Raw genomic sequence first — 14,494 nt, 5'->3', positions numbered from 1 at the left:
TGGCTACGACGGCGAGCGCCATCCAGCCGGCGGCGTAGGTGAAGGCGGCCAGCGGAGAGATGAGCGACCACAGCAGGCCGGCGACGAGGGTGGCGCCGAGGTCGCCGACCGACTGCACCAGGCCGAGGACGCCGAAGCCGTTGCCGCGCAGCCGGTCGGGCAGGGCGAGGGCGACGGTGGTCGACTCGGCGGTCTCCGCGCAGCCGATGCCGATCCCGGCGAGCCCGAAGGCGAGCGCCAGGACCCACGCCTCGTGGTCGGAACGGGCGAAGAGGAGGTAGCCGGCCACGTAGGCGCCGGCGCCGACGCCGAACACCGCGCGCGGCCCGATCCGGTCGGCCCAGGCTCCGGCGAGCGGCGCTGTCACGGCCGCACAGGCGTTGTGGCCGGCGTAGAGCAGCACCGCGATGCTGGTCGCCGACGTCGCGGAGTGACCGCCGGCGCGGAGCAGGTCGGTGGCGCGCAGGATCAGCAGCGTGGTGGCCAGGTTGCCCAGCTCGAAGAGCGCCGGCGCGGCCAGCGCACGGATCAAGCCGGCCTCGCGGAGCGCGCCGAGGTTGAGGCTGAGCGTGCGCCGCCCGGCCGGAACGGCGACCGCGCGGCCGGCCTCGTGCGCCGCCGCGGTGATGGCGATCGCCGCCAGGACGCCGGGCACGAACGCCAGCACCAAGGTGTGCCGGATCCCGAGGACGCCGACCAGCCCGGCGGCCAGCAGCGGCCCGATCAGCGCGCCGAGGTTGTCTCCGGCCCGCTCCACGCCCGCAGCCCGGCCGTAGGCGGACCGGTCGACCAGCGACATCAGCATCGCGTCCCGGGCCGGTGAGCGTAGCCCGCGTGACGTCCAGGCCAGTGCCCGCAGCACCGCCACCTGCCACACCGCGGGCGCCACGCCAATGAGCGCCGTGGCGACCGCGGTGACCAGGTAGCCGCCGGAGGCGAGCCGGCCGCGACGGCGCGGCTCCGCGGCCAGCGGCCCGCCAGCGAGCTTGGTCAGCCCCACCAGGGCGTCGGAGACACCCTCGATGACGCCGAGGGCTCCGGCGCCGGACTGCAGCGTGGTGGCCAGGAACGTCGGCAGCAGGCTGGTGGTCATCTCGTGGCCGGAGTCGCTGCCGAGCGAGGCGAGCCCGACCGAGAGCACGCCGCGCGACAGCCACCTGGGCTCCGGCCCGTGGGCCGGGGTCTCGTGAGACGCCACGCTCAGGCGTCCGGGGTCGTCGGTGCGCCCGGTGCGGGCCGGTGGATGGCGGCCACGTCGACGGCGTCGATGGTGGCCAGCCCGTGGTCGAGGATCTCGTCGAGCTGGGGCAGGAAGTCGCGGATGCGCTCGGGGGAGGGGTCGACGATGACGACCTCGCAGGGCAGGCCGCTCATGATGTCGGGGTCGATGTCGGTGTGCAGCACGCCGGAGTGGCCGTACCCCTCGATGCCGTGGAACCGGCTCGCCCCGGCCAGGCCGGCCCGCAGGGCGCGCTGGATGATCTCGTCGGAGAGCGCGTGGTGGTTCCAGTGCGCGTCCGCGTGCAACAGCACGGTCAGGCGGGTGGCGGCGCCGGGTCGGAGCGTCACCGGGCACCCGCCTTGCCGACGTACCGGACCACCTCGACCGGCTCGAGGAAGACGATGCCGTCCTCGAGGATCTCCTCGATCCGCGGCAGGAACGCGCGGATCCGCTCCTCGGTGTCGATGATGACGACCGAGGCGGGGACGTCGCCGTTGAAGGAGAACAGGTGGGTGGTGTGGATGTGCTCGGAGCGGCCGAAGCCCTCGTCGCCGCGGAACACGCTCGCCCCGGCCAGGCCAGCGGCGTGGGCGCGCTGCACGATCTCGGCGTAGACCGGCTTGTGGTGCCAGCGTGCGTTGACCTTGAGATAGACGGTCAGCCGCAGGGCGGGGCCGGGACCGAGCGTCATGACGCCTCCCCGAGGGAGGGCTGCGGGACGGTGCGGGAAGCGGATGGGGGCATGGCGTCTCCTACCTTCGTCAGGTAGGGACTGTTGGCGACCTCGTCGCGGTTATCGGCGAGCCCCACCGCCTTCGTCGTCACCTTATCCTCAGCCATGGCGCCGGACGCAAGACCCTGTCCGGCGTGTGCGGATCAGCGTCGGTCGGGTCCGGGCTCCGGCGGCAGCCCCCGACAGCGGCGGGAGAACGGCGAGAGCCCGCCGGCGCCGCGCAGTGGGATGCCGACCCGCTTCAGCGCCTCGCGCAGGGTGGCAGACGGCTGCCCGGTGACCAGCTCCATCTGCACCGTGGAGAGCCCGCAGCCCTCGTAGAGGTCCTTCAGCAGCAGGTCGGAGATCGGCACCGGCACCGGGAACCGCTCGTGCAGCAACCCCGGCCGCGGCACCAGCGGGACCCGGTGGGCCCGTAGCGTCGCCACCACGGTGGCGTCGCCGTACAGCTCCTCCAGCAGGACGTGCTGCTGCTCGCCGTCGGGCACCGGCACCCGCACCGGAAGGCCGGCGTCGTGCAGGCTGTCGAGCACCTCGCGCCGGCTCACGCCCGTCGCCTCGGCCACCTGGTCGGCGGTGTAGCCGCGGCGCAGGTAGAGCTCCTCGAGCAGCTCGGTGGCGAGTCGCTCGCGGTCCTCACGGTTGGCCCGGCCACGGGTGCGGGTGCGGATGCCGAGGTGGTGCAGCCAGACCCGGACCCGGTTCTCGCTGACGCCGAAGTGGTCGGCCACCTCGGCGCGGGTCAGGCGGCGTTCCAGGTAGAGGGTGGCCAGCTGCTCGACGACCTCGGGCGGGATCGGCACCCGGGTGGTGGGCCGGGGCCGGCCGCGCCCGCGGGGTGACAGCGCGACACCCGCGCCGTGCAGGAGCCGGCGCGTCCGGGACGGGCTGAGCCCGAGCTCGGCGGCGATCCGGCGGATGGAGAGGCCCTCGTCGTACAGCGCCGCGGCCTGCTGGGCGAGCGCAGCGGCATCGGGGCTCGTGGGGCCGCGCTCGGGCATGGCGGGTCCTCCGTCTGCAATCAGACTGGAGGAACCATCAGCCGGTCGGCGGTTCGAGCATCGCTCCGGCGAGTTCCATCGCCGCCAGCATGCTAGGACAGGCTCCTCGGCCGGGCAATGAGATCGGGCCGGGTCAGGGCAGGACGCGCCCGGGGCTGGTGCCGTCCAATCCGGGCAGGATCTCCAGGAGGAGGGTCTCGGCGGTGCCGTACGACGCCGCGCCGACCCAGATGCCGACGTGCGGTGGACCGCCGCCCCGGGCCGGCCGGAACCGGGGGCGCAGGCGGGCGGCGTAGGCCGGAACGGCGGCGTCGCGGAACTGGGCGAGCAGCAGGGTCGCGGTGTCCTCGCCGATCACCTCGGCGATCGGGACCCACATCTCGTCGCTCAGGCCGTTGTCCCATCCGCCGTACGGCAGCCAGAAGGCCCTGCCCCGGTTGCCGACGCCGGACAGATGGCGGTGGCTGGCCCCGCTCGTCACTGCTGGCGACCTCCTCCGCGTCGACGACACATGCACACGACACATGTAGAGGCCATCGGCATCCATCATGGATGCGGTCGCGGCGAGCCCCACCGCCGTACCTCCACTATCGCGCCGTGCGCGGGCCGGCTCAAGACGACGGCGGCGTCCGCGGGAGGATGCCTGGGGCCGCCAGAACACGGGTACCGGGGTGGTCCACAGCGGGAGAGAGCCCGAGCGGGTATGCCTGCTGGTGGCCGGACCGGCCGCATGCCCCGCCCTGAGCCGTGCCATAATTCGCACGGCTCAAAGAGTTCGGGCCGTCCCAGCGATCTGCCGCCGCCTCGGCCACAGCAGATCGCCCGGTGAGGACGGCCGGCGGCTGTCCTCCTTCGAGGAAAGCGGTGCAACGAATGGCGATGCCTGGATCTTTCGAAGACGCGGCGAAGGCCTTCCGCGATCTGGCGGATCTCGTCTACCGAGGAGCCACCTTCGACACCATCTACCAGACGATCTGCGAGGTGGCACTCGCGGCTGTCCCGGGCTGTGACCACGCCTGCGTGATGACCATCGCCCCCGGCGGTGAGCCGCATCGGGAGGCGGCCACCGACGAGGTTGCGATGCTCGTCGACCAGCTGGAGTGGAAGACCGGCGAGGGCCCGTGCGTGGACGCGGTGCTGTCGGATCGGTACGAGCTCGACCCGGACATCACCAAGGACTCGGTCTGGCCCGAGCTTGCCCGGTTGGTGGTAGAGCAGACGCCCGTGCGTGGCATGGCCGGCTATCGGATCATGGACGGGCCACACAAGGTCGGCGCGCTCAATCTCTACTCCGACGAGCCCGGGGCGCTGACCGCCGAGTCGGCGACGATGGGCGCGGTCGTCGCCGCGTTCGCCTCGGTCGCCCTCACCGCCGCCGCGCACAACGAGAGCGTCAGCAGCCTGCGCGAGGCTCTCGACAGCAACCGTGAGATCGGGAAGGCGATCGGGATCCTGATGGCCACCCAGCAGCTCACCGACGAGGAGGCGTTCGCGCTGCTGCGCAAGACATCGAACGAGCTGAACGTCCGTCTCTCGGTCCTCGCCCAGGAGCTCCTCAGCCGCCACGGCCGGGAGCCGGGCGCTGCCCGCTCCTGACATGACGGTCGCCTCTGTTCCGATCCGTACCAGCGTGCTCACCCGGCGGGACATCGTCGCGCGCGGCATCGTGACGATCCTGTCGGATCATCCGCAGCGGATCTCCGTCGTACCCATGCCCAGCCTGACCGACAGCCGGATCGCGGCCGACGTGCTGGTCTACGACCTGGCGCTGGTCCACCATCTGGGCCAGGACCACCTCGCGACGCTGGTGCGGGCGGCAGGTCATCGGGTGGTCGGGCTCGCGCCGGCCGCGGCGTCCCCGCTACGCGGCCTCGCCGACGCGCTCGGCGTGGCCGGGTGCGTGACGCTGGACGTCAGCAGCAACGAGCTGGTCGGCGCCGTACGCCGGGTGGCGGCGGGGGAGGTGCTCGCCTCCACCGGAACCAAGACCGCGCTGTCCCGGCGGGAGGCGCAGGTGATGCTGCTGGTCTGCCAGGGCCTGACCAACCAGGAGGTCAGCGAGCGGCTGTTCCTCAGCATGAACACCGTCAAGAGCCACCTGCGCAGCGCCTATCGGAAGATGGGCGTGACGAGTCGGCTGCAGGCCATGCTCTGGTGCGCGGAGCACGATCTGGTCTGACGTCCGCGGGGCATACCCGAGGGTGAAGCGCGACTGTCTTCACCTCACCCGCACGGGTGAAACCGAGGCGCCGACGGTGCGCGACGCCGATCTCGATGAGGAGACTGGTCACCATGAACGATGGCCCGGGACGACGGTGGGGCTGCGCGGAGCGCACGGCCGCTCCGGCGTGGGCCGGTCTGCTCTCACCCCTGGAGCGGCGTCGCCTCGACATGTTGGCGCGGCAGTGGGCCGGCCCCGGTGTCGCCTCGACATGCCTTCGGGCGGCCGTGGAGGCGGCACTGGACGACGCCGCGACCAGCTACGACCGAACCACCGGGAGCGACTTCCTCGTGCAGGCGGTCCTCGCTCTCCGGGCCCGGCTCCGGTGGTCGTCTCGAGGGCCACGGAATACCTCGGCCCAGGACGACGTCCGCAGACAGCGCTAGTCCGCGCCGGGCTGGGCACCTCCCGCTCTCCGACCTGACGCCCCGGCGAGGAGGCACCCCTCGTCCGGCGACAGCCGCGATCAGCCGGGCTGGTCCGGCCCCGCGGTGCGCGCGCCGAGGCGCTGGCTCAGCAGCCGCGCGAAGTGGGCCACCACCTCGGGGTCGGGCGGTGCTACCTCGCCGGTCGACGGATAGGTGACGGCGAGCCCGGCGACCGGGTGTCCGTTGTGGTCGACCACCGGCACCGCGATGCTCGCCATCCCGAGCGTCACCTCGCCGTCCTCGAAGGCGTAGCCGCGGCGGCGCTGCGCGGCCAGCAGGGCGCGCAGCGCGGTGGGGGACTGAGGGCCGTGGCCGGTGCGGTCGGTGAACGCGTCCCGGTCGGGGTAGAGCGCACGGACCTGGGCCGGTGGGAGACCGCCCATGATGGCCCGCCCGCTGGCCGTCAGGTGAGCCGGCAGCCGGACGCCGACGTCGGTCACCAGCGGCGGGCGGCCCGGCGCACGCTCCTCGACGACGTACAAGACGTCGCGGCCGTGCAGGACGGCGAGGTGCGCGCTGTGTCCCACCCGGTCGACCAGTTGGGCGAGCGGCCGGCGGGCGATCCGCTGCAGCGGCGCCTGCCGGGTGTAGCCGCTTCCGACCTCGAACGCCGCCACCCCGAGTCCATACCGTCGCTCCTCGGAGAGATGAATGACGAAGCCCTCGTCGATCATGGCGTTGACCAGGTGGTACGCCGTGCTGCGCGGCAGGTCGCACGCCCGCATCAGCGTCTCGATCGGCACCGGGTCGGCCTGGGCGGCCAGGAAGCGCAGCACCCGAAGGGCGCGGCTGGCCGCCGGGACGTGGCTCATGCGGCCAGCGTGCCACGGCGCCCGGCTCGCCGTCTCGGATGCTAGACCGCCCAATGTCTCGGATCCGAGACACGTATCGCGTGACCACGCTGGCGCCCCGAGCCCTCCGGGTCTGCAATGGACTCATGGTTGAACACATCACGGTCGGCGTCGGGCCGCTCTCGATCGGCGACGTCGTGGCGGTGGCCCGCCGGGGCGCACCGGTGCGGCTGGCCCCCGAGGCGCTCACCGGCATCGACGCCGCCCGGAAGGTGGTCGACTCGCTCGCGGCCTCGGCCACGCCGGTGTACGGCGTCTCCACCGGCTTCGGCGCACTCGCCACCCGGCACATCCCCGGCGAGCTGCGCGCCCAGCTGCAGCGTTCCCTGGTCCGCTCCCACGCCGCCGGCTCCGGCCCGGTCGTGGAGCGTGAGGTCGTCCGCGCGCTGATGCTGCTGCGGCTCTCGACGCTGGCGACCGGTCGGACCGGCGTACGCCGCGAGACGGCGGAGCTGATGGCCGCGATCCTCTCGGCCGGCATCACCCCGGTGGTGCGCGAGTACGGCTCGCTGGGCTGCTCCGGCGACCTGGCGCCGCTGGCGCACTGCGCGCTGGCGCTGATGGGCGAGGGAGAGGTGCACGACGCCGACGGCACCGTGATGCCCGCCGCCCAGGCGCTGGCCGCGGCCGGCCTGGCGCCGGTCGAGCTGGCCGAGAAGGAGGGCCTCGCGCTGATCAACGGCACCGACGGCATGCTGGGCATGCTGGCTCTGGCCATCGAGGACCTGACCGGGCTGCTCAAGGTCGCCGACGTGACCGCCGCGATGTCGGTCGAGGGCCAGCTGGGCACCGACCGGGTCTTCGCGCCGGAGCTGCAGGCGATCCGGCCGCATCCCGGCCAGGCGTCGTCGGCGGCGAACCTGACCGCGCTGCTGCGCGACTCGGGCATCGTCGCCTCGCACCGCGGCCCGGACTGCAACCGCGTCCAGGACGCCTACTCGCTGCGGTGCTCGCCGCAGGTCCACGGCGCGGCCCGCGACACCGTCGCGCACGCCGCCACCGTCGCCGGACGGGAGCTCGCGGCGGCCGTGGACAACCCGGTCGTGCTGGCGGAGGTCGGCGAAGCCGCGGGGGAGCGAAGCGACCGACCGCTGGGCCGGGTGGAGTCGAACGGCAACTTCCACGGCGCCCCGATCGCCTACGTCCTGGACTTCCTGGCCATCGTGGCGGCGGACGTCGCCTCGATCGCCGAGCGCCGCACCGATCGGTTCCTCGACACCGCACGCAACCACGGGCTGCCGCCGTTCCTGGCCGACGACCCCGGCGTCGACTCGGGCCTGATGATCGCCCAGTACACCCAGGCGGCGATCGTCTCCGAGCTCAAGCGCCTGGCCGTGCCCGCCTCGGTCGACTCGATCCCGTCCAGCGCGATGCAGGAGGACCACGTCTCGATGGGCTGGTCCGCCGCACGCAAGCTGCGCCGGTCGGTCGACGGCCTGGCCCGCGTGCTCGCCGTCGAGCTGGTCACGGCCGCCCGCGCGCTCGACCTCCGGGCCCCGCTGACCCCCAGCCCGGCGACCAGCGCCGTCGTCCGCCTCCTGCGGGACAGCGGCGTCCCGGGGCCGGGCACCGACCGCTTCCTCTCCCCGGAGATCGAGGAGGCCGTCACCCTCGTGTCCAGCGGCGCCGTCGTGGCGGCCGCCGAGTCCGTGATCGGAGACCTGCAATGACACAGACCCACCAGCCGGCGGCACTCCAGGTGGAGCGTCGCTCGATCGACTTCGTCCCCGACGAGGAGCGGCATGGCCATCCGGCCAGCCTCTTCACCGTCTGGTTCGCGGCCAACACCCAGATCACCGCCGCTGTCACCGGTGCCCTGGGCGTCGTACTCGGGCTGTCGCTGCCGTGGGCGGTGGTGGCGTTGGTGCTGGGCAACCTCGTCGGCGGCGTCGCGATGGCGCTGCACTCGGCCCAGGGCCCCAAGCTCGGCGTACCGCAGATGATCCAGAGCCGGGCGCAGTTCGGCTTCTTCGGCGCGGTGCTGCCGCTGCTGCTGGTCATCGTGATGTACCTGGGCTTCTTCGCCAGCAGTGGCGTGCTCGGCGGCGCGGCACTGGCGCAGTGGACCGGCATGCCGCAGGTCCCGGCGATCATCATCGTGGCGGTCGTCTGCACGGTGCTGGCGCTGTACGGCTACCGGCTGATCCACCGCTACGAGCGCTGGGTGAGCCTGCTGAGCGCGCTGCTGTTCCTCTATCTGACCATCGAGCTGTTCCACCGCGAGGACGTCGGCGCCGCGTGGCATGCCGGCCACCTCTCCTGGGGCACGTTCCTGCTCGTCGTCTCGATCTCGGCCACCTGGCAGTTCACCTGGGGTCCGTACGTCGCCGACTACTCGCGCTACCTGCCGCGCCGGACCTCGACCGCCTCGACGTTTTGGTGGACCTACACCGGCTCGGTGGTCGGCGCCTCCTGGCTGATGTGCTTCGGCGCGGCAGCGGCCGCCGTCGCCGAGCAGGCCTTCGAGGGCGGCTCGGTGTCGTTCCTGACCGGGCTCTCCGTCGACGGCCTGGACTGGCTCGTCCTGCTCATCACCATCCTCGGCGTCATCGCGGTCAACGTGCTGAACCTCTACGGCGCCTTCATGTCCGCCACCACGACGCTCACCGTGGTCTGGCGCGGCCCGCTCGGCCGAGGCACCCGGACGGCGTACGTCGTCGGCGTCGCCGTGGTCGGCACGGTGATCGCGGTCGCCGGTCGCGGCAACTTCGTGAGCAACTACGAGAACTTCATCCTCTTCCTGTCCTACTTCCTGATCCCGTGGTCCGCGATCAACCTCGCCGACTTCTACTGGGTGCGCAAGGAGCGCTACGACATCGACGCGCTCTTCGACCCGCGGCTGGGGTACGGCGCCGTCAACGTGCGCGCACTGGCGGCCTACCTCCTCGGCATCGTGCTCCAACTGCCCTTCATGAACACCACGTTCTACGTCGGCTGGTGGGTCGACGACCTCGGCGGCGCGGACATCGCGTGGCTGATCGGCTTCGTCGTCCCCGCCCTCGCCTATGTCCTCCTGCTGCGCAACCGCAGCATCGTCGCCGTCCCGGAAGGAACGCACCCATGAGCCAGAACCCCCGCCTGCCGATCCACGCCGCGCGCGGCACCACCCTGACGGCGAAGTCGTGGCAGACCGAGGCGCCGCTGCGAATGCTGATGAACAACCTCGACCCCGAGGTCGCCGAGCGCCCCGAGGATCTCGTCGTGTACGGCGGCACCGGTCGCGCGGCCCGGTCGTGGGAGGCGTACGACGGCCTCGTCCGCACGCTGCGCGCCCTCGAGCCGGACGAGACCATGCTGGTGCAGAGCGGCAAGCCGGTCGGCGTGATGAAGACCCACGAGTGGGCGCCGCGGGTGCTCATCGCCAACTCCAACCTGGTCGGCGACTGGGCCAACTGGGAGGAGTTCCGGCGCCTGGAGGACCTCGGCCTGATCATGTACGGCCAGATGACCGCCGGCTCGTGGATCTACATCGGCACCCAGGGCATTCTGCAGGGCACCTTCGAGACCTTCGCGGCGGTCGCCGACAAGAGATTCGGCGGCACCCTGGCCGGCACCATCACCCTGACCGCCGGTCTCGGCGGGATGGGCGGTGCCCAGCCGCTGGCGGTGACCATGAACGACGGCGTGGCGATCTGCGTCGACGTCGACGACACGCGGATCAAGCGCCGCATCGAGCACCGCTACCTCGACGTGCAGGCCGACTCGCTCGAGCACGCCCTGGCGCTGGCGGTCGAGGCCCGGGACGCGAAGCGCGCGCTGTCCATCGGCCTGCTCGGCAACGCCGCAGAGGTCTTCCCCGCGCTGCTGGAGCGCAAGGCGCCGATCGACATCGTCACCGACCAGACCTCGGCGCACGACCCGCTGTCCTACCTGCCCGCCGGCGTGCCGTTCGAGGAGTGGCACCAGCGCGCGGAGCGGGACCCCGACGGTTTCACCAAGGAGGCGCAGGCCTCGATGGCCGCACACGTGCGCGCCATGGTGGAGTTCCAGGACGCCGGTGCGGAGGTGTTCGACTACGGCAACTCGATCCGCGACGAGGCGCGCAAGGGCGGCTACGACCGCGCGTTCGAGTTCCCCGGGTTCGTGCCGGCCTACATCCGGCCGCTGTTCTGCGAGGGCAAGGGCCCGTTCCGCTGGGCGGCGCTCTCGGGCGATCCCGAGGACATCCGCAAGACCGACCAGGCGATCTTGGAGCTGTTCCCCGACAACCAGCGGCTGCGTAGGTGGATCACCATGGCCCAGGAGCGCGTCCACTACCAGGGCCTGCCCGCCCGGATCTGCTGGCTCGGGTACGGCGAGCGGCACCTGGCCGGCCTGAGGTTCAACGAGATGGTCGCCTCCGGCGAGCTGTCCGCGCCGATCGTGATCGGCCGCGACCACCTCGACTGCGGCTCGGTCGCCTCGCCGTACCGCGAGACGGAGGGGATGCTGGACGGCTCCGACGCGATCGCGGACTGGGCGTTGCTCAATGCGCTGGTCAACACCGCCTCTGGTGCCACCTGGGTCTCGATCCACCACGGCGGCGGCGTCGGCATGGGCCGCTCGATCCACGCCGGTCAGGTCTGCGTGGCCGACGGCACCGAGTTGGCCGGGCAGAAGATCGAGCGGGTGCTCACCAACGATCCGGGCATGGGCGTGATCCGCCATGTCGACGCGGGCTACGAGCGCGCCGTCGAGGTGGCGGCGGAGCGTGGTGTACGGATCCCCATGCAGGAGGGCTGACCATGGCGGCGGCAGTGGATTTCGAGCGGATGTGGCACGACCTGGAGCCCGTCGGCCGGTCGGCTTCCTCGGGCGGGTACTTCCGGCAGCCGTGGCTCGCCGCCGAGCTCGAGCTCCGCGACTGGTTCCGCGAGGCCGCGACCGCGCGCGGACTCGAGGTGGAGGAGGACCCGTTCGGGAACCTGGTCGCCTGGTGGGGCCCGCGAGCCGACGGTGCCGTGCTCACCGGTTCGCACCTCGACTCCGTGCTCGACGGCGGCGCCTTCGACGGCCCGCTGGGCGTGGTGTCGGCCTTCGCCGCGCTCGACTTGATGCGTGAGCGCGGGGTGGCACCGACGCGGCCGCTGGGCGTGGCCGCGTTCGTGGAGGAGGAGGGCTCGCGCTTCGGCCGGGCCTGCCTCGGCTCCCGGCTGGCCACCGGGGCGGCGGCATGGGAGCACGCGCGCGAGCTCACCGACCGCGACGGCGTCCGGCTCGGCGACGTGATCGAGGGCGGCACCTCCACGCTGCTCACCGGCGTCGACACCTACGTCGAGCTGCACGTCGAGCAGGGCCGCGGCCTGGTCGACTGCGACGCGGCGGTCGGGGTGGGCAGCGGCATCTGGCCGCACGGTCGCTTCCGGTACGACGTCACCGGGCGGGCCGACCACGCCGGCACCACCCGAATGGAGGACCGCGCCGACCCGATGCTCACCTACGCGACGGCCGCCCTGGCGGCCAACAAGCAGGCCCGGCTGGCCGGGCAGCGGGCGACGTTCGGCCGGGTCGAGGTGCGGCCCAACGGCACCAACGCGGTCCCCTCCGCCGTCACCGCCTGGCTGGACGCGCGCGCCGAGTCCGACCGGGCGCTGGCCGACCTGGTCGCCGCGATCGAGCGGCAGACCTGCGACCGGGCGGGCCGGGACGGCACCGCCGTCACGGTCACCGCCGAGTCGGTCAGCGGCGAGGTTACCTTCGACGTACCCCTGCGTGACGAGCTCGCCGGCACGCTCGGCGCGCCGGTGCTGCCGACGCAGGCCGGCCACGACGCCGGCGTCCTGCAGGAGGCCGGCATCCGCTCGGCGATGCTGTTCGTCCGCAACCCGACGGGGGTGTCGCACTCGCCGGCGGAGACGGCCGGCGTCGCGGACTGCCTCGCCGGCGTGGCGGCGCTCGCCGACGTGCTGACCGGGCTGGTCGGATGACCGGCTACCTGCTGCAGCACGCCTGGGTCGAGGGCCGGATCCGAGACGCCGTCCGAGTGGACATCGAGGACGGCCGCTTCGCCCGGGTGACGCCGGACTCGGGAGCCGCCGACGCGGCCCGGGTGCCCGGGCTCACGCTGCCAGGCTTCGCCAACACCCACAGTCACGCCTTCCACCGGGCGCTGCGCGGCCGGACCCAGACCGGCGGCGGCACGTTCTGGACCTGGCGCGAGCAGATGTACGCCGTGGCGAGCCGGCTCGATCCCGACTCCTACTATCGGCTCGCCCGGGCGGTGTACGGCGAGATGCTGGCGGCCGGCTACACCGCGGTGGGGGAGTTCCACTACCTGCACCACCAGCCCGACGGCACGCGCTATGCCGACCCCAACGCGATGGGGGGCGCGCTCCTGGCGGCCGCCGGGGACGTCGGCATCCGGATCACGCTGCTCGACACGCTCTACCTCTCCAGCGGGTTCGGCGCCCCGCCGCAGGGCGTGCAGCGACGCTTCGACGACCGGACGCCGGAGACCTGGCAGGACCGCGTCGCGGCGCTGCGGGCGTCGGTCGGGCCGGACGACGCCGCCAGGATCGGCGTGGCCGCCCACTCGGTGCGGGCGGTGCCCGACACCGCGCTGAAGGTCTTCGCACCCGAGGTCGCCGCCGGCGGGCCGGTGCATGTCCACCTGTCCGAGCAGGTCCGGGAGAACGACGAGTGCCGGGCGGCGTACGGCCTCACGCCCACCCGCCTGCTGGCCGAGCACGGTGTGCTCGGCCCGACGACCAGCGCGGTGCACGCCACCCACCTGACCGAGGAAGACGTCCGCCTGCTGGGGGAGGCGCGGGCCTTCGCGTCGTTCTGCCCGACCACCGAGCGCGACCTCGGCGACGGCATCGGGCCCAGCCGGCGGCTCACCGAGGCGGGCGCCGTGGTGACGCTCGGCTCGGACAGCCATGCGGTGATCGACCCGTTCGAGGAGATGCGGGCGCTGGAGCTGGACGAGCGGCTGGCCTCGCACCAGCGCGGGCACTGGAGCGCCGCCGAACTGCTGACGGCCGCCTCGGCGGCGGGACATCGCAGCCTCGGCTTCGCCGACGCCGGTGAGATCGCGGTGGGGCACCGCGCCGACCTGGTGACCATCGAGCTCGCATCACCGCGGACCGCGGGGGCCGGCGACGACGAGCACGCCGCCGTCTTCGCCGCCGGAGCCGCCGACGTGACGCGGGTGATGGTCGACGGCCGGGTCGTCTTCGACGGCGACCACGGCGGCATCGGGGCGGCCCTGCGCGAGACGATCGGGAGGATCTGGCCGTGAGCCTGCTCATCACCAACATCGGCGAGCTGGTCACCAACGACCCGGCCGCCGACGACCTGCTCGGCATCCGCACCGACGCGGCGCTGGTCGTCGAGGAGGGCAGGGTGGCCTGGGTCGGTGACGCGGTTCGCGCGCCGGTGGCCGACGAGGTCGTCGACGCGGGCGGCCGGGCGGTGCTGCCCGGGTTCGTGGACAGCCACAGCCACCTGGTCTTCGCCGGGGACCGGGCGCTCGAGTTCCAGGCGCGGATGACGGGTGAGCCCTACGCCGCCGGTGGGATCCGCACCACCGTCGCGGCGACGCGGGCGGCTAGTGACGACGAGCTCTCCGCGGGCGTGGCCCGCCACGTCGCGGAGATGCGGCGCCAGGGCACGACCACGGTCGAGATCAAGTCCGGCTACGGCCTCTCGGTCGCCGACGAGGCGCGTTCGCTGCGGATCGCGCGGCGGTTCACCACCGAGACGACGTTCCTCGGCGCGCACGTCGTCCCACCGGAGTACGCCGAGGACCCCGCGAGCTACGTCGACCTCGTCACCGGCCCGATGCTGGCCGCGGCCGCCCCGCACGCCCGCTGGATCGACGCGTTCTGCGAGCGGGGCGCGTTCGACGCCGACCAGGCGCGGACGGTGCTCCGCGCCGGAGCGGCCGCAGGCCTGGCCGGCCGGCTGCACGCCAACCAGCTCGGGCCGGGGCCGGGCGCCCGGCTGGCGGCCGAGCTCGGCCTGGTCGCGGTCGACCACTGCACGCACCTGTCCGACGAGGACGTCCACGCACTGCGGGAGGCGGGCACCATCGCCACCCTCCTGCCGGGCGTGGAGT

The 14,494-nt window shown here is 73.1% G+C and carries 14 protein-coding genes and 1 riboswitch; of the genes, 8 read left to right on the top strand and 6 right to left on the bottom strand.

All coding sequences use genetic code 11. The features are described 5' to 3' along the window. From VHA72_RS16255 to VHA72_RS16235, 5 genes are all read right to left on the bottom strand, one after another. The coding region (locus VHA72_RS16255; protein ID WP_325577102.1) for an MFS transporter at positions 1 to 1,198 on the bottom strand (1,198 nt) is incomplete at its 3' end. A 2-nt stretch (positions 1,199 to 1,200) separates the two neighbouring features. Next, positions 1,201 to 1,569, bottom strand: coding sequence for a putative PII-like signaling protein (locus VHA72_RS16250; protein WP_325577100.1), 369 nt, complete (start codon positions 1,567 to 1,569; stop codon positions 1,201 to 1,203). Then, positions 1,566 to 1,913 carry a putative PII-like signaling protein gene (locus VHA72_RS16245; RefSeq protein WP_325577098.1) on the bottom strand — a complete coding sequence of 116 codons (348 nt, stop codon included), beginning with the start codon at positions 1,911 to 1,913 and terminating at the stop codon, positions 1,566 to 1,568. The genes VHA72_RS16250 and VHA72_RS16245 overlap by 4 nt, the downstream gene beginning before the upstream one ends. A gap of 185 nt (positions 1,914 to 2,098) precedes the next feature. Continuing rightward, positions 2,099 to 2,956, bottom strand: coding sequence for a helix-turn-helix domain-containing protein (locus VHA72_RS16240; protein ID WP_325577095.1), 858 nt, complete (start codon positions 2,954 to 2,956; stop codon positions 2,099 to 2,101). A 21-nt stretch (positions 2,957 to 2,977) separates the two neighbouring features. Beyond that, positions 2,978 to 3,048: riboswitch (Fluoride riboswitch) on the bottom strand. A 41-nt stretch (positions 3,049 to 3,089) separates the two neighbouring features. Then, positions 3,090 to 3,437 carry a hypothetical protein gene (locus VHA72_RS16235; protein ID WP_325577093.1) on the bottom strand — a complete coding sequence of 116 codons (348 nt, stop codon included), beginning with the start codon at positions 3,435 to 3,437 and terminating at the stop codon, positions 3,090 to 3,092. A 398-nt stretch (positions 3,438 to 3,835) separates the two neighbouring features. Between VHA72_RS16235 and VHA72_RS16230 the strand changes: the two genes are divergently transcribed. Continuing rightward, complete coding sequence (locus tag VHA72_RS16230) at positions 3,836 to 4,552, top strand: GAF and ANTAR domain-containing protein (protein ID WP_325577091.1); 717 nt, start codon at positions 3,836 to 3,838, stop codon at positions 4,550 to 4,552. Between the two features lies 1 nt (position 4,553). After that, a complete protein-coding gene (locus tag VHA72_RS16225) occupies positions 4,554 to 5,135 on the top strand; it encodes a helix-turn-helix transcriptional regulator (protein ID WP_325577089.1) in 582 nt (193 codons plus the stop codon). Between the two features lie 508 nt (positions 5,136 to 5,643). On the opposite strand, the gene VHA72_RS16220 is transcribed toward VHA72_RS16225, so the two are convergent. Next, complete coding sequence (locus VHA72_RS16220) at positions 5,644 to 6,417, bottom strand: IclR family transcriptional regulator (RefSeq protein ID WP_325577087.1); 774 nt, start codon at positions 6,415 to 6,417, stop codon at positions 5,644 to 5,646. Between the two features lie 125 nt (positions 6,418 to 6,542). Between VHA72_RS16220 and hutH the strand changes: the two genes are divergently transcribed. From hutH to VHA72_RS16190, 6 genes are all read left to right on the top strand, one after another. Next, positions 6,543 to 8,126 carry a histidine ammonia-lyase gene (gene hutH / locus VHA72_RS16215; RefSeq protein WP_325577085.1) on the top strand — a complete coding sequence of 528 codons (1,584 nt, stop codon included), beginning with the start codon at positions 6,543 to 6,545 and terminating at the stop codon, positions 8,124 to 8,126. Continuing rightward, positions 8,123 to 9,520 carry a purine-cytosine permease family protein gene (locus tag VHA72_RS16210; protein WP_325577083.1) on the top strand — a complete coding sequence of 466 codons (1,398 nt, stop codon included), beginning with the start codon at positions 8,123 to 8,125 and terminating at the stop codon, positions 9,518 to 9,520. The genes hutH and VHA72_RS16210 overlap by 4 nt, the downstream gene beginning before the upstream one ends. Further along, a complete protein-coding gene (gene hutU, locus VHA72_RS16205; RefSeq protein ID WP_325577081.1) occupies positions 9,517 to 11,178 on the top strand; it encodes a urocanate hydratase in 1,662 nt (553 codons plus the stop codon). The genes VHA72_RS16210 and hutU overlap by 4 nt, the downstream gene beginning before the upstream one ends. A 2-nt stretch (positions 11,179 to 11,180) precedes the next feature. Continuing rightward, positions 11,181 to 12,362 carry an allantoate amidohydrolase gene (locus VHA72_RS16200; RefSeq protein ID WP_325577079.1) on the top strand — a complete coding sequence of 394 codons (1,182 nt, stop codon included), beginning with the start codon at positions 11,181 to 11,183 and terminating at the stop codon, positions 12,360 to 12,362. Continuing rightward, the gene (locus VHA72_RS16195; RefSeq protein WP_325577077.1) at positions 12,359 to 13,675 is read left to right on the top strand and encodes a formimidoylglutamate deiminase; all 1,317 of its coding nucleotides are present in this window, start codon (positions 12,359 to 12,361) and stop codon (positions 13,673 to 13,675) included. Before VHA72_RS16200 ends, VHA72_RS16195 begins: the two co-directional genes overlap by 4 nt. Then, on the top strand, positions 13,672 to 14,494 hold an 823-nt coding region (locus VHA72_RS16190; RefSeq protein ID WP_325577075.1), incomplete at its 3' end, for an amidohydrolase family protein. The genes VHA72_RS16195 and VHA72_RS16190, both read left to right, overlap by 4 nt.

It is taken from the genome of Nocardioides sp. (assembly GCF_035547795.1).
Lineage (GTDB): Bacteria > Actinomycetota > Actinomycetes > Propionibacteriales > Nocardioidaceae > Nocardioides.
The sequence above is the reverse complement of the archived record's forward strand: the minus strand, read 5'-3'. Positions and strand labels throughout refer to the sequence as shown.